Genomic DNA, 17,236 nt, shown 5'->3' on the forward strand with positions numbered 1-17,236 from the left:
CGATGCGTCTCACCACCAAAGGCCGTTTTGCGGTCACTGCCATGATTGATTTGGGTCTGCGTCAGAGCAACGGGCCGGTCACTTTGGCGGCCATAAGTCAGCGCCAGCAGATTTCGCTGTCATATCTGGAGCAGTTGTTTGGCAAACTGCGACGCCATGAGCTGGTGGAGTCCACCCGCGGCCCCGGAGGGGGCTATACCTTGGCGCGCAATCCAGCCGAGATCACGGTGGCAGAAATCATCACGTCTGTGGATGAACCGATTGATGCCACCCACTGCGCAGGCAAAGAGAACTGCTTGGGTGAGGGTGCACGTTGCATGACCCACGACCTCTGGACGTCATTGAATACAAAAATGGTGGAGTTTTTGGACTCTGTGACACTGCAAAAACTGGTGGACGACCAATTGGCCAAAGGGCTTCAAATTGAAGACAAGCCGACGGTCAAGCGTGCCATTTCCAGTATGCCGACGATCAAGCCGATTCGCATGAACATACCGAATTCAGTGTTTGCGCTGGGCAATGCGTATTCGAAAGTGTAAAACTGGCCGGTCGATAATTCAGCCTTTTCAAAATAGCAGTAACGAGCCCGCCATGGATACCACACCGCATTTCCCGATTTATATGGACTACAGCGCGACCAACCCTTGCGATCAGCGGGTGGTGGATGCCATGATTCCCTGGTTGCGCCAGCACTTTGGCAACCCCGCATCCCGCAGCCACGCTTGGGGCTGGGAAGCCGAAGCCGCCGTGGAAAAAGCGCGTCAACAAGTTGCAGACCTGGTGGGAGCCGATCCACGCGAAATCGTCTGGACCTCCGGCGCCACCGAGTCCGACAACCTGGCCTTGAAGGGCGCTGCCCATTTCTACCAGACCAAGGGCAAACACATCATTACCGTCAAGACCGAACACAAAGCGGTGCTTGATACCTGTCGCGAATTGGAGCGACAAGGCTTTGCGGTCACGTATCTGGATGTGCAGGAAGATGGTTTGATTAATCTTGACGCATTCAAGGCCGCCATTCGTCCTGACACCATTTTGGCAAGTGTCATGTTCGTGAATAACGAGATTGGTGTTATCCAGGATATTGCCGCCATTGGTGCGCTTTGCCGCGAAAAAGGCATTATTTTTCACGTTGATGCGGCGCAGGCGACTGGTCGGGTCGAGTTTGACCTGACCCAGTTGCCGGTCGATCTGATGAGCCTGACTGCGCATAAAACCTACGGTCCCAAAGGCATCGGTGCCCTGTTTGTGCGGCGCAAACCGCGCATCCGCATTGAGGCGCAAATGCATGGTGGCGGGCATGAGCGCGGGATGCGCTCCGGCACCTTGCCGACGCACCAGATTGTTGGCATGGGTGAGGCCTACCGCATTGCCAAAGAAGAGATGGCGGGTGAAAACATCCGCATTCAGGCGCTGCACGACCGCATGCTGGCGGGTTTGAAAGATGTCGAACAGGTGTTTATCAACGGCCATCTTGAAAAACGTGTGCCGCACAACCTGAACATGAGCTTCAACTATGTCGAAGGCGAGTCTTTGATGATGGGCATCAAGGGCTTGGCCGTCTCCAGCGGTTCTGCCTGTACGTCGGCGAGTCTGGAACCCAGCTATGTGTTGCGCGCCTTGGGGCGCAGTGACGAGCTGGCACACAGCAGCCTGCGCATGACGATTGGCCGATGGACGACTGAAGAAGAGATTGATTACGCGGTTGAGACCATCAAAGTCAACGTGGCCAAGCTGCGTGAATTAAGTCCGCTCTGGGATATGTACAAAGAGGGTATCGATATATCCACGATTCAGTGGGCAGCCCATTAACCGTATCGTCATGGATGCTGGAACAGGCCCGGCACGACAAACAGGAGAAAGAAAAATGGCATATTCTGACAAGGTTGTTGACCACTACGAAAATCCCCGCAACGTCGGATCCTTCGACAAGGGCGATGAGTCGGTTGGTACCGGCATGGTCGGCGCACCGGCTTGCGGTGACGTGATGAAGTTGCAGATCAAGGTCAATTCAGAAACCGGCGTGATTGAAGATGCGCGCTTCAAAACCTACGGCTGTGGCTCGGCCATTGCTTCGTCGTCTTTGGTCACCGAGTGGGTCAAGGGCAAGACGCTGGATCAAGCGGCGGCGCTTAAAAACAGCGAAATCGCTGAGGAATTGGCTTTGCCACCGGTCAAAATCCATTGCTCCATCCTGGCTGAAGATGCCATCAAGGCAGCAGTCGATGACTATCGAAAAAAACACGTCGCTGCGCTGACGAACTGAACATGGCTGTTACGCTAACTGAGGCCGCCGCACGGCATGTGACTCGCTACCTTGCCAAACGGGGCAGGGGTGTGGGCGTGCGCTTAGGTGTCAAAACGACGGGTTGCTCGGGCCTGGCTTACAAGCTGGAGTATGTCGATGAAATTGAGCCCGAAGACATGGTGTTTGAAGACTTTGGCGTGAAGGTTCTGATTGAGCCCAAAAGCTTTGCTTATCTGGACGGCACCGAACTTGATTTCGTGCGTGAAGGTCTCAATGAAGGCTTCAAGTTCAACAACCCGCGAGAGCGTGACCGTTGCGGCTGCGGCGAGTCGTTTCGGGTGTGAATCTCCAATCCAACGATTTCGAACTGTTTGGTCTCGCGCTTCAATTTGCGCAAGACCGTGTTGCGATTGACGCACGCTGGAAAGACTTGCAGCGCGAAGCGCACCCCGATAAGTTCGCCGCGCAAGGGGCTGCCGCGCAGCGTGTGGCCATGCAGTGGTCGGTGCGTATCAACGAGGCTTACCAGCGGCTCAAAGCCCCGCTCAAACGCGCGGCTTACTTGTGTGAACTGCGTGGTGCGGCGGTGAATGCCGAGAACAACACCTCGATGCCGCCTGAGTTTTTGATGCAGCAAATGGACTGGCGCGAAGCGCTCGATGATGCCAACAGCCTTGAAGATTTAGATGATTTAGGCCTCCAGGTCAAGCTGGCTATGCGTGACGGGCTATCTAAATGCGAGCGATTTCTGGATCATCAACACGACTATTTGCAGGCCGCGCAACAGGTGAGGGCGTTGATGTTCATCGAGCGCTTTGAGCGTGATGTGCAAGCCCGCCTCGATCAGATGGAAACCGTGGAGCGAGGACAATAGCGTCTCTATCCTGAACAAAGAAATCATGGCGCTTCTACAAATTTCCGAGCCCGGTCAGACACCCAATCCGCACCAGCGGCGCATTGCGGTAGGCATTGACTTGGGGACCACCCATTCACTGGTGGCGTCCGTGCGCCATGGAGTCGCTGAATGTTTGCCAGACGCGCAGGGTCGTGTCATCCTGCCTTCAATCGTCCGTTATCTTGAAGGGGGTGGACGCCAGATCGGCTTTGAGGCACAAGCAGCGTCAGCCCTCGATCCTGAAAACACCATTGCCTCGGTCAAGCGCTTCATGGGTCGCAGCGCGTGCGATGTGATCGGGCGTGAGAAATTGCCGTACCGCTTTGTGGACCATCCCGGCATGCTGGGTTTGCACACTGTGCAAGGTGAAAAATCGCCAGTTGAGGTCAGTGCCGATATTTTGGCGACCTTGCGTTACCGCGCAGAAGACACTTTCAATGACGACCTGTATGGCGCGGTGATCACGGTGCCAGCCTATTTTGACGACGCCCAGCGTCAGGCCACCAAAGACGCAGCGAAGCTGGCGGGTCTGAATGTGCTGCGCCTGATCAATGAACCCACAGCTGCTGCGATTGCCTATGGGCTCGATAACGCCAGCGAGGGCGTTTATGCCATTTATGACCTTGGTGGTGGGACCTTTGACATTTCCATCTTGCGGCTGACAAAAGGTGTATTTGAAGTGCTGGCGACCGGTGGCGACTCGGCTCTGGGTGGTGATGATTACGACCGCGCACTGGCCGATTGGATCCTGACTCAGGCTGGTGTTCGCGCCAAAACACCGCAGGACAAGGCGATTGCCATCATCGCGGCGCGCGCTTGCAAGGAAGAACTTTCGGCGACGCATTGTGCCGCCTGCCACGCCTGTATTGGCGGCGAGAACGTTAAATTTGAGGTGGTCGGCGAGCAATTTGAAAAGCTGACGGCAGAGCTGACACAACGCACCATGCGAGCGGTGCGCAAGACGCTGCGCGATGCCAATCTTGACAAGAACGATGTCAAGGGTGTGGTCATGGTGGGCGGCTCCACCCGCATGCCACAGATTCAGCGAGCCGTTGCTGATTTTTTTGGTCGAGTGCCCCTCACCAACCTCAACCCCGATGAAGTGGTTGCGCTTGGCGCCGCCATACAGGCCAACCAGTTGGCAGGCAATAACGCCGGTGGCGACTTGCTGTTGCTCGATGTCATTCCCTTGTCGCTTGGCATCGAGACCATGGGTGGTCTGGTTGAGCGGATTGTGCCCCGCAATGAGACCATTCCGACCGCAAAAGCGCAGGATTTCACCACCTACAAGGACGGCCAAACCGCGCTGGCGTTGCACGTGGTGCAGGGTGAACGTGACCTGGTGGCAGATTGCCGGAGCCTGGCGCGTTTTGAGTTGCGTGGCATCCCACCCATGGCCGCAGGCGCCGCGCGTATCCGCGTCACCTTCACGGTTGATGCCGATGGGCTCTTGAGCGTCAGTGCGCGCGAGCAGCTGAGCGGCGTTGAAGCCCGAATTGATGTCAAACCCTCTTACGGACTGGGTGACGAGCAGATTGCCAACATGTTGCAAGACAGTTTCACCAAGGCCGATGTGGACATGAAAGCCCGTGCCCTTGTCGAGGCCCGCGTCGATGCCGAACGTATGGTACTGGCGACGCAAAGCGCGCTGGATGCGGATGGTGACCTGCTCACCGAGTTGGATCGTGCCGGCATTGATCGGCTGATGGTTGCCGTGCATGTGACAAGCCTCCTGGAAGATCCGGCCCGGATTGAAGCGGCGACGCAGGCGCTGGCCAAAGGCACTGAGGCCTTTGCGGCAATGCGGATGAATAGGGGCATACAAAAAGCATTGGCTGGGAAAAACATCGCAACGGTCTGATCCCGATTCAACGAGTAAACATATGCCTGTCATCAAAATACTGCCGCATCCCGAGTATTGCCCACAAGGGGTCGAAATATCGGCACCGGCTGGCACCTCTATTTGTGAGGCCATGCTGGACAACCACATCCATATTGAACATGCCTGCGAGATGAGTTGCGCCTGCACCACCTGCCACGTCATCGTGCGCGAAGGGTTTGCGTCACTCAATGAGGTCGATGAGAATGAAGAGGACATGCTCGATCGCGCCTGGGGCCTGGAGCCCCAATCACGCTTGGGCTGCCAAGCCATTCTGGCGCGGCAAGATGTGGTGGTGGAGATACCCAAGTACTCCGTCAATCACGCCAAGGAAACTCACTAGCTATGCGTCAAATTTTTCTGGATACTGAAACCACGGGTCTGTCAGCCGACACGGGCGACCGCATTATCGAAATTGGTTGTGTCGAGTTGTTCAAGCGCAAACTCACCGGCAACAACAAACATTTCTACCTGAATCCCGGGCGTGAAAGCCATGAAGATGCACTCAGAGTGCACGGTATTACTTCTGCGTTCCTGAAGGATAAACCCAAGTTTGAAGCCGTGGCCGATGAGCTGCTGGCGTACGTGAAGGATGCTGAAATCATCATTCACAATGCCCCGTTTGACCTTGGTTTTTTGAATAAGGAACTGGCCCTGCTGGGCCGCCCCCGGTTCAAGGAATTTGTAGGCAGCGTGACCGATACCTTGGTCATGGCCAAGGAGATGTTCCCCGGCAAGCGCAATTCACTCAACGCGCTGTGCGACCGTCTCGGTGTTGACAATTCGGGCCGGGCGCTGCATGGCGCCTTGCTGGACGCCGAACTGCTGGCCGACGTCTACATTAACCTGACGCGTGGGCAAGATGCCCTGCTGATGGAGGCTGGTGCGACCGAGAGTGAAAGCTTGCAGGTGGTGCAGATCGACCTTGGCAGCATTGTGTTGCCGGTGCTGGCCGCGAACGACCAGGAGTCGGCCGCGCATGATGATGTTCTCAATCAGATTGACAAAGCCAGTGGTAACAAGACAGTGTGGCGTAAATCAGCCTGAAAATAGGGCATAATCCAACGCTTTCCTGAATCGAATTCAGGGCGGTTAGCTCAGGGGTAGAGCACAGCATTCACACTGCTGGGGTCGGAGGTTCGAAGCCTCCACCGCCCACCAAATAGTTGGATGTAAAAAAAGGACTTGGCCTTATGGCCAAGTCCTTTTTTCTTGGGTACGCCCGCTAGAGCGAGGCGGCGGCTGATCAAATATCTTCTGGCACCATCTTGATCGCGCCGCAAGGGCACTCTGAGACGCAGATGCCGCAGCCCTTGCAGTAGTCGTAATTGAAATCAAAACCCTTGCCCGGGCCGTGCTTGATGACCGCATTGTCCGGGCACACGCCGTAGCAGTTGTCGCATTCAAAGCAGTTTCCGCATGAGAGACAGCGGCGCGCCTCAAACAGCGCATTGCTTTCGTCCAGACCGCCTTGCACTTCCTCAAACGTCGATTGGCGACGGATCATGTCCAGCATCGGGCGCACCGTTTTGGGTGCGTCGCTGTAGTACCAGGTGTTGAGCTTGTCAAAGCTGGCCAACTCACTCTTGGGTGCAGCGGCATAGACTTCAGCGCGCAACCAGGCATCGATGTTACGTGCTGCTTTTTTGCCGTGCCCAATCGCCACCGTGACGTTGCGCTCGGCAGGAATCATGTCGCCACCGGCAAAAATACCAGCGTGACCGGTCATCATCTGGGCGTCGACCACCACCACACCGTCCTTGACGACCAGACCTGGTACCCCTTCAATCAGCGACAGATCCACGTCCTGACCTAGCGCCAGTACCAGAGAATCCGCTTCCAGGGTTTCAAACTCGCCAGTGGGCTGTGGAAAGCCCTTGTCGTCGAGCGCCATTTTTTCGACCGTAATGGATGACTCACCAGCTTGCTTGATGGTGGACAACCACTTGATCATCACGCCTTCTTGTAGCGCGTCTTCCACTTCCAGGTCGCTGGCGGGCATTTTTTCGCGATTGCGCCGATAGACAATGATGGATTCGGTGGCGCCCAGGCGCTTGGCGGTGCGCGCCACGTCAATCGCCGTGTTGCCCCCGCCATAAACAATGACCCGCCGACCGAGCATGGGTTTGTCTTCGCCCTCCATGGAGCGCAGCACCGAGACTGCATCGAGCACCTTGGCTGAGTCACCGGCTGGAATGTAGGCGCGCTTGGCAATGTGGGCGCCGACTGCCAGAAAGACGGCCTCAAAGCCGCCTTGCTCTTTGGCTTCCAGCACGTTGCTCACTTTGGTGTTGTACTCAATGTTCACACCCAGATCGACAATGCGCTGCACCTCGGCGTCGAGCACCTGACGCGGCAAACGGTATTGGGGAATACCAAAACGCATCATGCCGCCTGGCATGGGGCCTGCTTCAAACACCGTGACTTGATGACCCAGGCGTGCCAGTTGATAGGCCGCTGACAAGCCAGACGGTCCCGCACCCACTACCAGCACCTTCTTGCCAGATGCCACAGAGGGACGTTCGAATTTCCAGCCGAGCGCAATCGCCTCATCGCCCAGAAACCGTTCCACCGAATTGATACCTACAGGGGCGTCAAGCTGGGCCCGATTGCACGCTGCCTCGCAGGTGTGATAGCAAACCCGCCCCATGATGGCCGGAAACGGATTTTGTTCGACCAGTTCGCGCCAGGCTTTTTCATAATCACCCGACTCGGCGTGAAACAGCCAGGCCTGGATGTTTTCGCCCGCCGGGCACTGGCTGTTACAGGGCGGGATGCGGTTCAGATAGACCGGCCGCTCGGTGCGCCACGAGCCCGTGTGGTTAGCCAGCGAGGTGCCAACATCTAGCGTGATTGCAAATGGTTTTTCCATAATAATCTCCTTGCGGGACAGACCGCAGGTACACGAAGTGAGCCAGCTCTGTCCTCAACTAATTAAGAATCCAGCAGGCCAAAGCGGCGGATGTTGCGGTCGGCCCTGGCTTGCAGCCGTGCAATGGTTTCAAGGTCAGGGGTTTTGCCAAACAGGTGAGCAAAACGCTTTTGTGGTTTCAGGTAATCCTCAATCGGCACCCGGCGCCGGATTTTCGCCACGCCGGTCACCTCGCCGCGTTCGGCTTCAAAGACCGGAAATACACCGCTCTCAACGGCCAGCCGTGCGAGCCGAATGGTGTCGTGTGAGGCGGCGCCCCAACCGAGCGGGCAGGGGACAAAGATGTGGATGTAACGCGCGCCGTGAATCGACATGGCTTTCTTGACCTTGTATTCCAGATCCCGCAGGTCGGCCACCGTCGCGGTGGCTACATAGGGGATTTCATGCGCCATGGCAATCTGCGGCACATTTTTTCCCTGGCCAAATTCATTGCCTGGATGCGGTCCCACGGGCATCGTGGTAGCGGTGCGCGCTGCCGGTGGCGTGGCCGATGAGCGCTGTACGCCAGTGTTCATGTAGGCCTCGTTGTCGTAACAGATATAGAGCACATCGTCGTTACGCTCAAACATGCCCGACAAACAGCCAAAGCCGATGTCGGTCGTGCCACCGTCACCGCCCTGGGCGACGACCCGCACCTCACTGCGACCTTTCACGCGCATGGCGGCCGCGATGCCGGTTGCCACAGCGGCCGTGTTGCCAAACAGCGAGTGAATCCAGGGCATTTGCCAGGAGGTTTCGGGGTACGGGGTGGAGAACACCTCCAGGCAGCCGGTGGCGTTGGCAGCTATCAACTGGCCGTTGGTGGCCTGCATGGCGGCGTCGATGGCGTAGCGCGCGCCGAGCGCTTCGCCGCAGCCCTGACAGGCACGGTGGCCGGAATTGAGCGAGTTGCTGCGCTGGGTGTTGGCCTGTACGCTGCGCTGCTCGGGCGCGAGCAGGCGGTTACCAACCGTAAAAGTACCGGTTTGGTAAAACTTGACTAATGTTTGTTCCATGATTTTCCTAATCGGTTGAGGACAGAGCTGGCTCTTTGATTGGTTGAGGACAGAGCCGGTTCGCTTTGCGTAACTGCGGTCTGTCCCGCAAGTTTTCAGGCCAGGTGTGACGCGACCGTGCCGATGTCACGCAAAATGCCTTCGGCCACCGGACCGGAGCGACGTTTCTTCTTCTCGCGATCAAGCACACGGTTGACAATGTCCCAGTCGAGGTCCAGGAAGGTCAGCAGTTCAAGCTTGTCAGCAATGGCGTCAAGCAGCAATTTGTTCAAAGAGGCCTTGGTGATTGGCCGTCCACCCAAGCCGGCAACCACCGTCAGCACTGGCTGCGGCCGGTTACGCACGGCGCTGCGCACATCACGAGAAACGATACCGCCAATGCCGACGGCAAAACATTTCTCAATGACCACGATGCGCTTGGCGTTTGCTGTCGCCTCCCGAATGGCGTTAATCGGGAACGGGCGATAGGAGGTAATGCCGAGCACGCCAATCTTGATGCCCTGTTTGCGCATGTCGTCCACGGTGTCCTTGATGGTGCCCAGTACCGAGCCCAAGGCAATCACGATGGTCTCGGCGTCTTCCAGACGGTAGGTCTTGATCAAGCCGCCGGAGTCACGCCCAAAAATTTGTTTGAATTCGTCGGCAATTTGCGGAATCAGGTCGAGCGCCTGCATCTGCTTGGCATGCGCCAGGTAGCGCACCTCGGTAAACGCCTCGGGGCCCACCATGGCACCAATCGTGACGGGCTCGTTCGGGTCGAGCACCTGACGGGGTTCATAGGGCGGCAAAAATCGATCCACCTGGGCTTGGTCCGGCACGTCGACCCGCTCGTAGGCGTGCGTCAAAATGAAGCCATCCATGCACACCATCACAGGCAGCGATAATTCTTCGGCAATTTTGAAAGCCTGAATGTGCAGGTCCAGTGCTTCCTGGTTGGTTTCGGCAAATATCTGCAGCCAGCCGGCGTCTCGCATCGACATGCTGTCGGTGTGGTCGTTCCAGATGTTGATGGGCGCGCCAATCGAGCGATTGGCCACCGTCATGACAATTGGCAGGCCCAGCCCGGAGGCGTTGTAAACCGCTTCGGCCATGAACAGCAGGCCTTGGCTGGCCGTTGCCGTATAGGCCCGAGCCCCCGCAGCGGAGGCGCCAATGGCAACGCTCATTGCGGCAAATTCGGACTCGACATTGATGAACTCACAGTGTTCGAGGGAGCCGGACTTAACCATCTCTCCCAGGCCTTCAACGATGTGGGTTTGGGGTGAAATGGGGTAGGCGCAAATAACTTCAGGGCGGCTCATGGCCACCGCCAGAGCCACCGCATGCGAGCCTTCACATTGTTTAAGCATGGTGTGCCTCCCTCTTGGCTACGTGTTGTTTGACTATTTCATAGGCGTCCCGAGCGGCATCCTTGTTGCCTTGCGCGACCGCACCCTTGAATTTTTGACTGATGGCCGCCTGCACCGCTTCGAGCGTGATGAGTCCAGTGGCGGCCGCGAAGGCCCCCAATAGCGGCACGTTGGGTACCGGGCGCCCGACATGTTTGATGGACAGCTCGGTCGCGCCAACGGTCAGCAAATGGTCCCTCTGGAAGTCTCTGACGAACTCGCCCAAACCCAACTCCCCGAATGTGCGGGTGGTATTGATCAGGATGTAGCCATCTTTCTTGAGTCCGCTAAAAACATCTACCTGATTCAACAGAGTCGGATCCTGAATGATGATCGCATCGGGCTCCATGACCGGTTCGCGCAAGCGGATTTCCTGGTCGTCCATGCGGCAATAAGCCACCACCGGCGCGCCGGTGCGCTCTGAGCCAAAACTGGGAAAGGCCTGCGCATGCCGACCTCCCAAAAAACCTGCGATCGAGAGCATTTCTGCACCGGTCACCACCCCTTGCCCCCCACGTCCGTGAATTCGTACCTGAAACATCGTTGGCCTTTCGTGTTGCGGTCATGCAAAAGAGCGGGTTTGCGATCTGCATAATTCCGTCAGACGAAATTTTGCACCACGATATAAATTTTTAACTTGTTTTAGATCAATATTCGCGTAGACGCAAAAACCAGATGCTGACGCCGTGAAAGGTCAATTCAGGCCGCAATACAGGGATCGTTCGAGCCGTCTGTCGCTTTCGCTACCCGCGTCTGTATCGGCTCGCGCTAGGATCAGTCGGTTTCAATTTCCGGAGTTTTTCATGCCAGCACTTGCCACCTTGACCAATCACCAGATTCGCCTGGCCTCCCGTCCTGTCGGCCTACCCACCCGCGCCAACTGGCAAAGTACCCTTGAGGCGGTCGCGGAACCGGTTGAGGGCGGTGTGCTGCTCAAAACACTGGCACTTTCGCTGGACCCCGCCATGCGCGGCTGGATGAATGAAGGCAAAAGCTACATTCCTCCCGTGGCCATTGGCGAGGTGATGCGCGCTGGCGGGGTGGGCAAAGTCATTGCTTCCAGAAATCCGCAATTTGCCGTGGGCGACTACGTTTCGGCAGGATTCGGCGTCCAGGAGTACCTGACGCTGGTGCAAGCCGACTTCAAACGCAGTGGCCTGGTCAAAATTGACTTGAGCATGGGCACGCTGACGCAGTGGCTTAATGTGCTGGGCATGCCAGGCATGACCGGTTACTTTGGCCTGATGGACGTCGGCCAACCCAGGGCGGGCGAAACCGTGGTGGTGTCCGGTGCGGCCGGCGCCGTCGGTCAGACCGTGGGCCAGATGGCGAAGATCAAGGGTTGCCGCGCGGTTGGCATTGCCGGCGGCCAGGCCAAGTGTGACTGGGTAGTCAAAGAGTTGGGTTTTGATGCCTGTATTGACTACAAGGCCGGTCCCAGTGCTGTCAAGGACGGTTTGAAGCAACATTGCCCGGCAGGTGTTGACGTCTACTTTGACAACGTCGGCGGCGAGATTCTGGATACCGTGTTGACGCGTATCAACCGCGGCGCCCGCATCATCATCTGCGGTGCCATCAGCCAGTACAACAACACGACGGCTGTACAAGGTCCCAAGAACTACCTGAGCCTGCTGGTCAATCGCGCCCGCATGGAAGGTATTGTGGTGTTTGACTACGCCGACCGCTACCACCTGGCGGTGACCGAGATGGCGGGCTACCTCAAGGACGGGCGCATGAAAAGCAAGGAGGACGTCGTCAAGGGGCTGGATGCCTTCCCTGAAGCCCTCAACAAGCTCTTCAGCGGCGAGAACTTTGGCAAGCTGGTGCTGCAAGTCGCCGAAGATTGAGATTGATAACCGCTACTATATGTATAGCTAACTATGCTTATTTCACGGAGGCTAGAAGCCGATTTATTATAAATTTATAGAATAGTTGATTCAATCAATCAGCGTGGCGTAGACCAGATCACGAAACAGCATACGGTAGTACTCGCGCTGGTTGGGGGCCTGCAGCATTAGAACGGCAAACAGGTCTTCGGCCGGATCCACAAAGAAGGTGGTGCCTGCCATGCCGCCCCAGAAATAACTGCCGACCGAACCTGGCACCGACGCGACGCCCAGATTCTTGCGGACCGCAACACCCAGCCCGAAACCATGACCCGGCGGCAACAGGGCGCGCGATGCACCACTGTTCACAGGGATTTCCCCAAGATGGTCCGCGGTCATGAATTCGACCGTTCTGGGCCCCAACAGGCGCACGCCGTCGAGTTCGCCCTTGTTTAGCATGAACTGCAAAAATCGCGCGTAATCCATAGCCGTTGACGCCAGGCCACCGCCACCGGATTCCAGAGCCGCGTTCTCGCGCACATCGATCAGCCGCATTTGCACCCCGCCTTCGGGGTCGCGGGCAAAGGGTTCGGCAATGCGAGCGTGCTGTTCGGGTGGCACGGAAAACCCGGTGTCGGTCATACCCAGCGGCTTGAAAATGTGGTCCTGTAGATACGCGCCTAGCGTCTGGCCGCTGACTATTTCCACCACGCGCCCCAGTACATCCGTGGCGCGGCCATACTCCCATACGGTACCGGGCTCAAACAGCAGCGGCAAAGCGGCCAGTTGATGCGAAAGCTCGGCATTGCTGCGTCCACGCGAGCCGATTCTGATTTGCGCGTACTGCCGCTGCACCGATGCATTGCCCATGAATTCATAGGTCAGGCCGGCCGTGTGCCGCAACAAGTCCTGCAGCGTGGCCGCTTGTCGCACGGCTTGCAGTTGGACCGCCCCGTCAACCAGATGGGCCACCTTCTGCATCGCGTATTCGGGCAGGTATTTGGCCACCGGGTCATTCAACAACAGTTGCCCCTGTTCCATCAACATCATGGCGGCCACCGACACAATGGGCTTGGTCATGGAATAAATGCGGAATATGGCGTCCCGCGTCATGGGGGAATTCGTGGCTGGGTCCAGCGCGCCCAAACTGTCAAACAGGGCCAGCTTGCCGTGCCGGGCAATCAGAACAACGGCGCCGGGCAGGCGCTGGCGATCCACCTCGGCTTGCAGTACCGCCATGACGCGATTCGTGCGCTGTGGGCACAAGCCGACCTGATCCGGTGACAGACCGGGTAACACCTTGCCGCGAGGGTCAACCATCTGCTGATGCGTCCCGGCAAGCTTGGCCGACTTTGGCAGGCCACCCGCAATAGAGTTTTGAAACAAGTTGATCTCCAAAAAAGTAATGTCAATTTGTCGGCATGCCAACTCAGGTGGCGTTGGCGATCCTAGTCCAGCGCCCGGCGCGTGTATCGACCTCAAAGATGATGGTGTCAAGCCGCAATCGCCAGCCGGTCAACGGCTGGCCAAGGATATTCTGGTTTGAATCGGTCATGGTTCGATCGTTGCCCTGCGCGCAGGGTAATCCAGTTGACATCCAGGGCCTGATTGAAGCAAATCAATAGGCCAGGCGTTCCGGTCTGATTTCCTGCAGGATGGTGGTCGATATTTCTTCAATCGATTTGGTGGTGGTGGACAACCACCGGATACCGCTGCGGCGCATCATGGCTTCAGCTTCACTCACTTCCATGCGGCAGTTCTCCAGCGAGGCGTATTTGGAATTGGGCCTGCGCTCGTTGCGAATTTCGCTCAAACGTTCAGGCTGGATCGTCAGACCAAAAAGTTTGCTTTTATGAGCCTTTAGCGCGGGGGGCAACTGTTGGCGCTCAAAGTCGTCTGGAATCAGTGGGTAGTTGGAGGCTTTGAGCCCATATTGCATCGCCAGATAGAGTGAAGTCGGCGTTTTTCCGCTTCGGCTGACGCCAACCAAAATAATATCGGAGTGCTCCAGGTCGGTGTTGGATTGCCCATCGTCATGAGCCAGTGAGAAGTTAATGGCTTCAATGCGCGATTGGTAGGCGCTGCTTTTGCTGGCATCGGTGAAGCGGCCAATGCGGTGGCTGGACTTGAGATTGAGCTCGGATTCAAGGGGATGGACAAAAGTGCTAAACATGTCCAACACCATGCCGTGGCAGTTGTCTGTGATGACTTTGAGCACCTCCATATCAACAAGCGTCGTAAAAACAATGGACTTGTTGCCGTCCACGATGCCGGCATGGTTGATTTCCCGGACCGCTTGGTGCGCTTTGTCGACAGAGTCGGTAAATGGCAGCCTGACATGCCGGAAATTGGTTTCAAACTGGGCCAGGATGGCGTTACCGAAGGTTTCTGCGGTGATGCCGGTGCCATCGGATATGAAAAATACAGTGCGTTGCGACATGGTGTGTGAGGATTAGGTTGTCTTGTGGCATTGTGCACGGGCCAGCTGCGCCCGGCCGACTCGCAGCCTACAATGGCAAAAATTCAACCCAATTCTTCCATGTACTGCACTGACCGATTAGAACAACGACAAAGTCAAGCTGTTGACATGGGCATGGCCTGCGCACCAGAGCGCCCGGGCTTGTGCATTGATCCATTTTTAACTTCTGGAGCTTTCCCATGTCTGACCTTTTTAGCTCGACCGCCTTGGTCGTTCCGTTTGAAAACCTGAGAATGACCGACGTCGAGTCGGTTGGCGGCAAAAACGCCAGTCTCGGCGAGATGATTTCAAACTTGCCAACCGGCGTGAAAGTGCCCACCGGTTTTGCGACCACAGCCCATGCGTTCCGCGATTTTCTGGCTTATGAGGACCTCGCCGGGAGGATCAATGCCCGCCTGGGTGCCCTCGACACTGACGACGTGCGGGCGCTGGCGCAGGTGGGTGCGGAGATTCGGGCCATGGTTGAGGCGCAGCCCTTTCCGGCTGACCTTGAAAAGGCCATTCGTGAATCCTTCATTACCCTGAGTGCCGACAATCCGCATGCCTCCTTTGCCGTACGTTCGTCCGCGACGGCCGAAGATTTGCCGGATGCCTCCTTTGCCGGCCAGCAAGAAACTTTTTTAAATGTGATCGGTATCGACGAGATCCTGCACAAAATCAGGGAAGTTTTCGCCTCTTTGTACAACGACCGTGCCATCAGTTACCGGGTACACAAAGGCTTTGCCCACGAGCACGTGGCCTTGAGCGCGGGCATTCAGCGCATGGTGCGTTCAGACTTGGGCGCAGCGGGCGTCATGTTCACCATTGACACCGAGTCCGGTTTTCAGGATGTGGTGTTTATCACCTCCAGTTACGGCCTGGGAGAGACCGTGGTGCAGGGTGCTGTGAATCCGGACGAGTTTTATGTGCACAAGCCGATGCTCAAGGCGGGCAAGCGGGCCGTGATCCGCCGCAGTTTGGGTTCCAAGTTGATCCAGATGCAGTTCACAACGCCCGAGGAAAAAGCCCACGGCGGCAAGCTGGTCAAAACCACGGATGTGCCGACCGAGATGCGCAACCGTTATTCATTGACCGAGGCCGATGTTGAGAAGCTGGCTGCATATGCGTTGGTGATTGAGGAGCACTATGGCCGTGCCATGGACATTGAATGGGGCAAAGACGGGTTGGACGGCGAACTGTACATTTTGCAGGCCCGTCCGGAGACGGTGAAGAGCCAGTCCGCAGGCAAGGCCGAGTACCGTTACAAGCTCAAGGGCAAGGGCAAGAGTGCCGTGATCGTCGAAGGGCGGGCCATTGGCCAGAAGATCGGCACGGGCCCGGTTCGCATCGTGCACAACATCAGCGAGATGGACAAGGTGCAAGCTGGCGATATTCTTGTGACAGATATGACCGATCCCAACTGGGAGCCGGTGATGAAGCGGGCCTCGGCCATTGTGACCAATCGGGGCGGACGCACCTGTCATGCCGCCATCATCGCGCGCGAGCTGGGTATACCGGCGGTAGTCGGGTGTGGGAATGCGACCGAGGCGCTCAAGGACGGCATGCTGGTGACTGTCAGTTGCTCAGAGGGTGACACCGGTTTTATTTATGATGGCTTGCTGGAAGCCGAAATCACCGAAGTTCAACGCGGCGAACTACCCAAAACTGCCGTCAAGATCATGATGAATGTCGGCAACCCGCAGCTGGCGTTTGATTTTTGCCAGTTGCCCAATGAAGGCGTCGGTTTGGCGCGCCTCGAGTTCATCATCAACAACAACATCGGTGTGCATCCCAAGGCGATTCTGGACTACCCCAACATTGACGCAGATCTTAAAAAGGCGGTCGAATCCGTTGCCCGTGGCCATGCCTCGCCGCGCGCTTTTTATGTGGACCGGGTCGCCGAAGGTGTCGCGACGATCGCTGCCGCGTTTTGGCCCAAGCCCGTCATTGTGCGTCTGTCCGATTTCAAGAGCAATGAATACCGCAAACTGATTGGTGGCAGCCGCTACGAGCCCGAAGAAGAGAACCCCATGCTCGGTTTCCGTGGCGCCGCACGTTATGTCAGCGCTGATTTCGGTGAGGCCTTTGCGATGGAATGCGAGGCGCTCAAACGTGTTCGCCAGGACATGGGCTTGAGCAACGTCCAAGTGATGGTGCCGTTTGTCCGGACGTTGGGACAAGCCAAAAAGGTGACCGAACTGTTGGCCACCCACGGACTCAAACGCGGTGAAAACGGTCTGAAGATCATCATGATGTGCGAGATCCCCAGCAACGCCATTTTGGCAAGCCAGTTTCTTCAGTATTTTGATGGCTTCTCGATTGGCTCCAATGACCTGACCCAGCTGACCCTGGGACTCGATCGTGACTCCGGCCTGGAGTTGCTGGCGGCTGACTTTGATGAACGCGACCCTGCTGTTACCGCGCTCATCAGCCAGGCTATCAATGCCTGCAAAGCCGAAGGCAAGTACATTGGCATTTGTGGTCAGGGGCCCAGCGATCATCCTGACTTTGCGGAGTGGCTCGCCAAGGAAGGGATTTCATCGATTTCCCTGAATCCGGATTCCGTGATTGCAACCTGGCAGAGGCTGGCCGGGCAATAGCAAACCCCTATGGCC

Annotated in this window: 17 protein-coding genes and 1 tRNA gene; 11 read left to right on the forward strand and 7 right to left on the reverse strand. The window is 57.0% G+C overall.

What is annotated here, in order from left to right:
• Window positions 1–2: 2 nt before the first annotated feature.
• From RFER_RS10995 to RFER_RS11035, 9 genes are all read left to right on the forward strand, one after another.
• Window positions 3–539: a Fe-S cluster assembly transcription factor gene (locus RFER_RS10995; protein ID WP_011464468.1), complete on the forward strand. Its 537-nt coding sequence runs from the start codon at window positions 3–5 to the stop codon at window positions 537–539.
• Window positions 540–591: 52 nt separating this feature from the next.
• Window positions 592–1,812: an IscS subfamily cysteine desulfurase gene (locus RFER_RS11000; RefSeq protein ID WP_041790588.1), complete on the forward strand. Its 1,221-nt coding sequence runs from the start codon at window positions 592–594 to the stop codon at window positions 1,810–1,812.
• Between the two features lie 55 nt (window positions 1,813–1,867).
• Window positions 1,868–2,266, forward strand: a complete 399-nt coding sequence (iscU, locus tag RFER_RS11005; RefSeq protein ID WP_011464470.1) for a Fe-S cluster assembly scaffold IscU — start codon at window positions 1,868–1,870, stop codon at window positions 2,264–2,266.
• 2 nt (window positions 2,267–2,268) lie between these two features.
• Window positions 2,269–2,592, forward strand: a complete 324-nt coding sequence (gene iscA / locus RFER_RS11010) for an iron-sulfur cluster assembly protein IscA (RefSeq protein WP_011464471.1) — start codon at window positions 2,269–2,271, stop codon at window positions 2,590–2,592.
• Window positions 2,589–3,122 (forward strand): Fe-S protein assembly co-chaperone HscB, encoded by a 534-nt coding sequence (hscB, locus tag RFER_RS11015; protein WP_011464472.1) that lies wholly within the window; start codon window positions 2,589–2,591, stop codon window positions 3,120–3,122. Before iscA ends, hscB begins: the two co-directional genes overlap by 4 nt.
• A 25-nt stretch (window positions 3,123–3,147) precedes the next feature.
• On the forward strand, window positions 3,148–5,004 hold the full coding sequence (gene hscA, locus RFER_RS11020) for a Fe-S protein assembly chaperone HscA (RefSeq protein ID WP_011464473.1): 1,857 nt from the start codon (window positions 3,148–3,150) through the stop codon (window positions 5,002–5,004).
• 22 nt (window positions 5,005–5,026) lie between these two features.
• Window positions 5,027–5,365, forward strand: a complete 339-nt coding sequence (gene fdx / locus RFER_RS11025; RefSeq protein ID WP_011464474.1) for an ISC system 2Fe-2S type ferredoxin — start codon at window positions 5,027–5,029, stop codon at window positions 5,363–5,365.
• Window positions 5,366–5,367: 2 nt separating this feature from the next.
• Window positions 5,368–6,069 (forward strand): DNA polymerase III subunit epsilon, encoded by a 702-nt coding sequence (gene dnaQ, locus RFER_RS11030; protein WP_011464475.1) that lies wholly within the window; start codon window positions 5,368–5,370, stop codon window positions 6,067–6,069.
• A 39-nt stretch (window positions 6,070–6,108) separates the two neighbouring features.
• Window positions 6,109–6,183: transfer RNA gene (locus RFER_RS11035), tRNA-Val, on the forward strand.
• An 85-nt stretch (window positions 6,184–6,268) separates the two neighbouring features.
• Here RFER_RS11035 and RFER_RS11040 read toward each other — a convergent pair.
• The 4 genes from RFER_RS11040 to RFER_RS11055 form a co-directional block, all read right to left on the reverse strand.
• Entirely contained in the window at window positions 6,269–7,894 is a 1,626-nt protein-coding gene (locus tag RFER_RS11040) for an NAD(P)-binding protein (RefSeq protein ID WP_011464476.1), read from the reverse strand.
• Between the two features lie 62 nt (window positions 7,895–7,956).
• Window positions 7,957–8,949 (reverse strand): thiamine pyrophosphate-dependent enzyme, encoded by a 993-nt coding sequence (locus RFER_RS11045; RefSeq protein ID WP_011464477.1) that lies wholly within the window; start codon window positions 8,947–8,949, stop codon window positions 7,957–7,959.
• Between the two features lie 95 nt (window positions 8,950–9,044).
• The gene (locus RFER_RS11050) at window positions 9,045–10,298 is read right to left on the reverse strand and encodes a transketolase C-terminal domain-containing protein (protein ID WP_011464478.1); all 1,254 of its coding nucleotides are present in this window, start codon (window positions 10,296–10,298) and stop codon (window positions 9,045–9,047) included.
• A complete protein-coding gene (locus tag RFER_RS11055) occupies window positions 10,291–10,878 on the reverse strand; it encodes a 2-oxoacid:acceptor oxidoreductase family protein (RefSeq protein WP_011464479.1) in 588 nt (195 codons plus the stop codon). Before RFER_RS11055 ends, RFER_RS11050 begins: the two co-directional genes overlap by 8 nt.
• Before the next feature lie 262 nt (window positions 10,879–11,140).
• Here RFER_RS11055 and RFER_RS11060 point away from each other — a divergent pair, with 262 nt between their 5' ends.
• Window positions 11,141–12,184 carry an NADP-dependent oxidoreductase gene (locus RFER_RS11060; RefSeq protein ID WP_011464480.1) on the forward strand — a complete coding sequence of 348 codons (1,044 nt, stop codon included), beginning with the start codon at window positions 11,141–11,143 and terminating at the stop codon, window positions 12,182–12,184.
• 90 nt (window positions 12,185–12,274) lie between these two features.
• Here RFER_RS11060 and RFER_RS11065 read toward each other — a convergent pair whose 3' ends face one another.
• The 3 genes from RFER_RS11065 to ppsR form a co-directional block, all read right to left on the reverse strand.
• Window positions 12,275–13,483, reverse strand: coding sequence for a serine hydrolase domain-containing protein (locus RFER_RS11065; protein WP_011464481.1), 1,209 nt, complete (start codon window positions 13,481–13,483; stop codon window positions 12,275–12,277).
• Window positions 13,484–13,592: 109 nt separating this feature from the next.
• Complete coding sequence (locus RFER_RS24890) at window positions 13,593–13,718, reverse strand: hypothetical protein (RefSeq protein ID WP_279587666.1); 126 nt, start codon at window positions 13,716–13,718, stop codon at window positions 13,593–13,595.
• Between the two features lie 63 nt (window positions 13,719–13,781).
• Window positions 13,782–14,603, reverse strand: a complete 822-nt coding sequence (gene ppsR / locus RFER_RS11070; RefSeq protein WP_011464482.1) for a posphoenolpyruvate synthetase regulatory kinase/phosphorylase PpsR — start codon at window positions 14,601–14,603, stop codon at window positions 13,782–13,784.
• A 218-nt stretch (window positions 14,604–14,821) separates the two neighbouring features.
• Between ppsR and ppsA the strand changes: the two genes are divergently transcribed.
• A complete protein-coding gene (ppsA, locus tag RFER_RS11075; protein ID WP_011464483.1) occupies window positions 14,822–17,221 on the forward strand; it encodes a phosphoenolpyruvate synthase in 2,400 nt (799 codons plus the stop codon).
• The last annotated feature ends 15 nt before the right edge of the window (window positions 17,222–17,236 follow it).

It is taken from the genome of Rhodoferax ferrireducens T118 (assembly GCF_000013605.1).
Classification (GTDB): domain Bacteria; phylum Pseudomonadota; class Gammaproteobacteria; order Burkholderiales; family Burkholderiaceae_C; genus Rhodoferax; species Rhodoferax ferrireducens.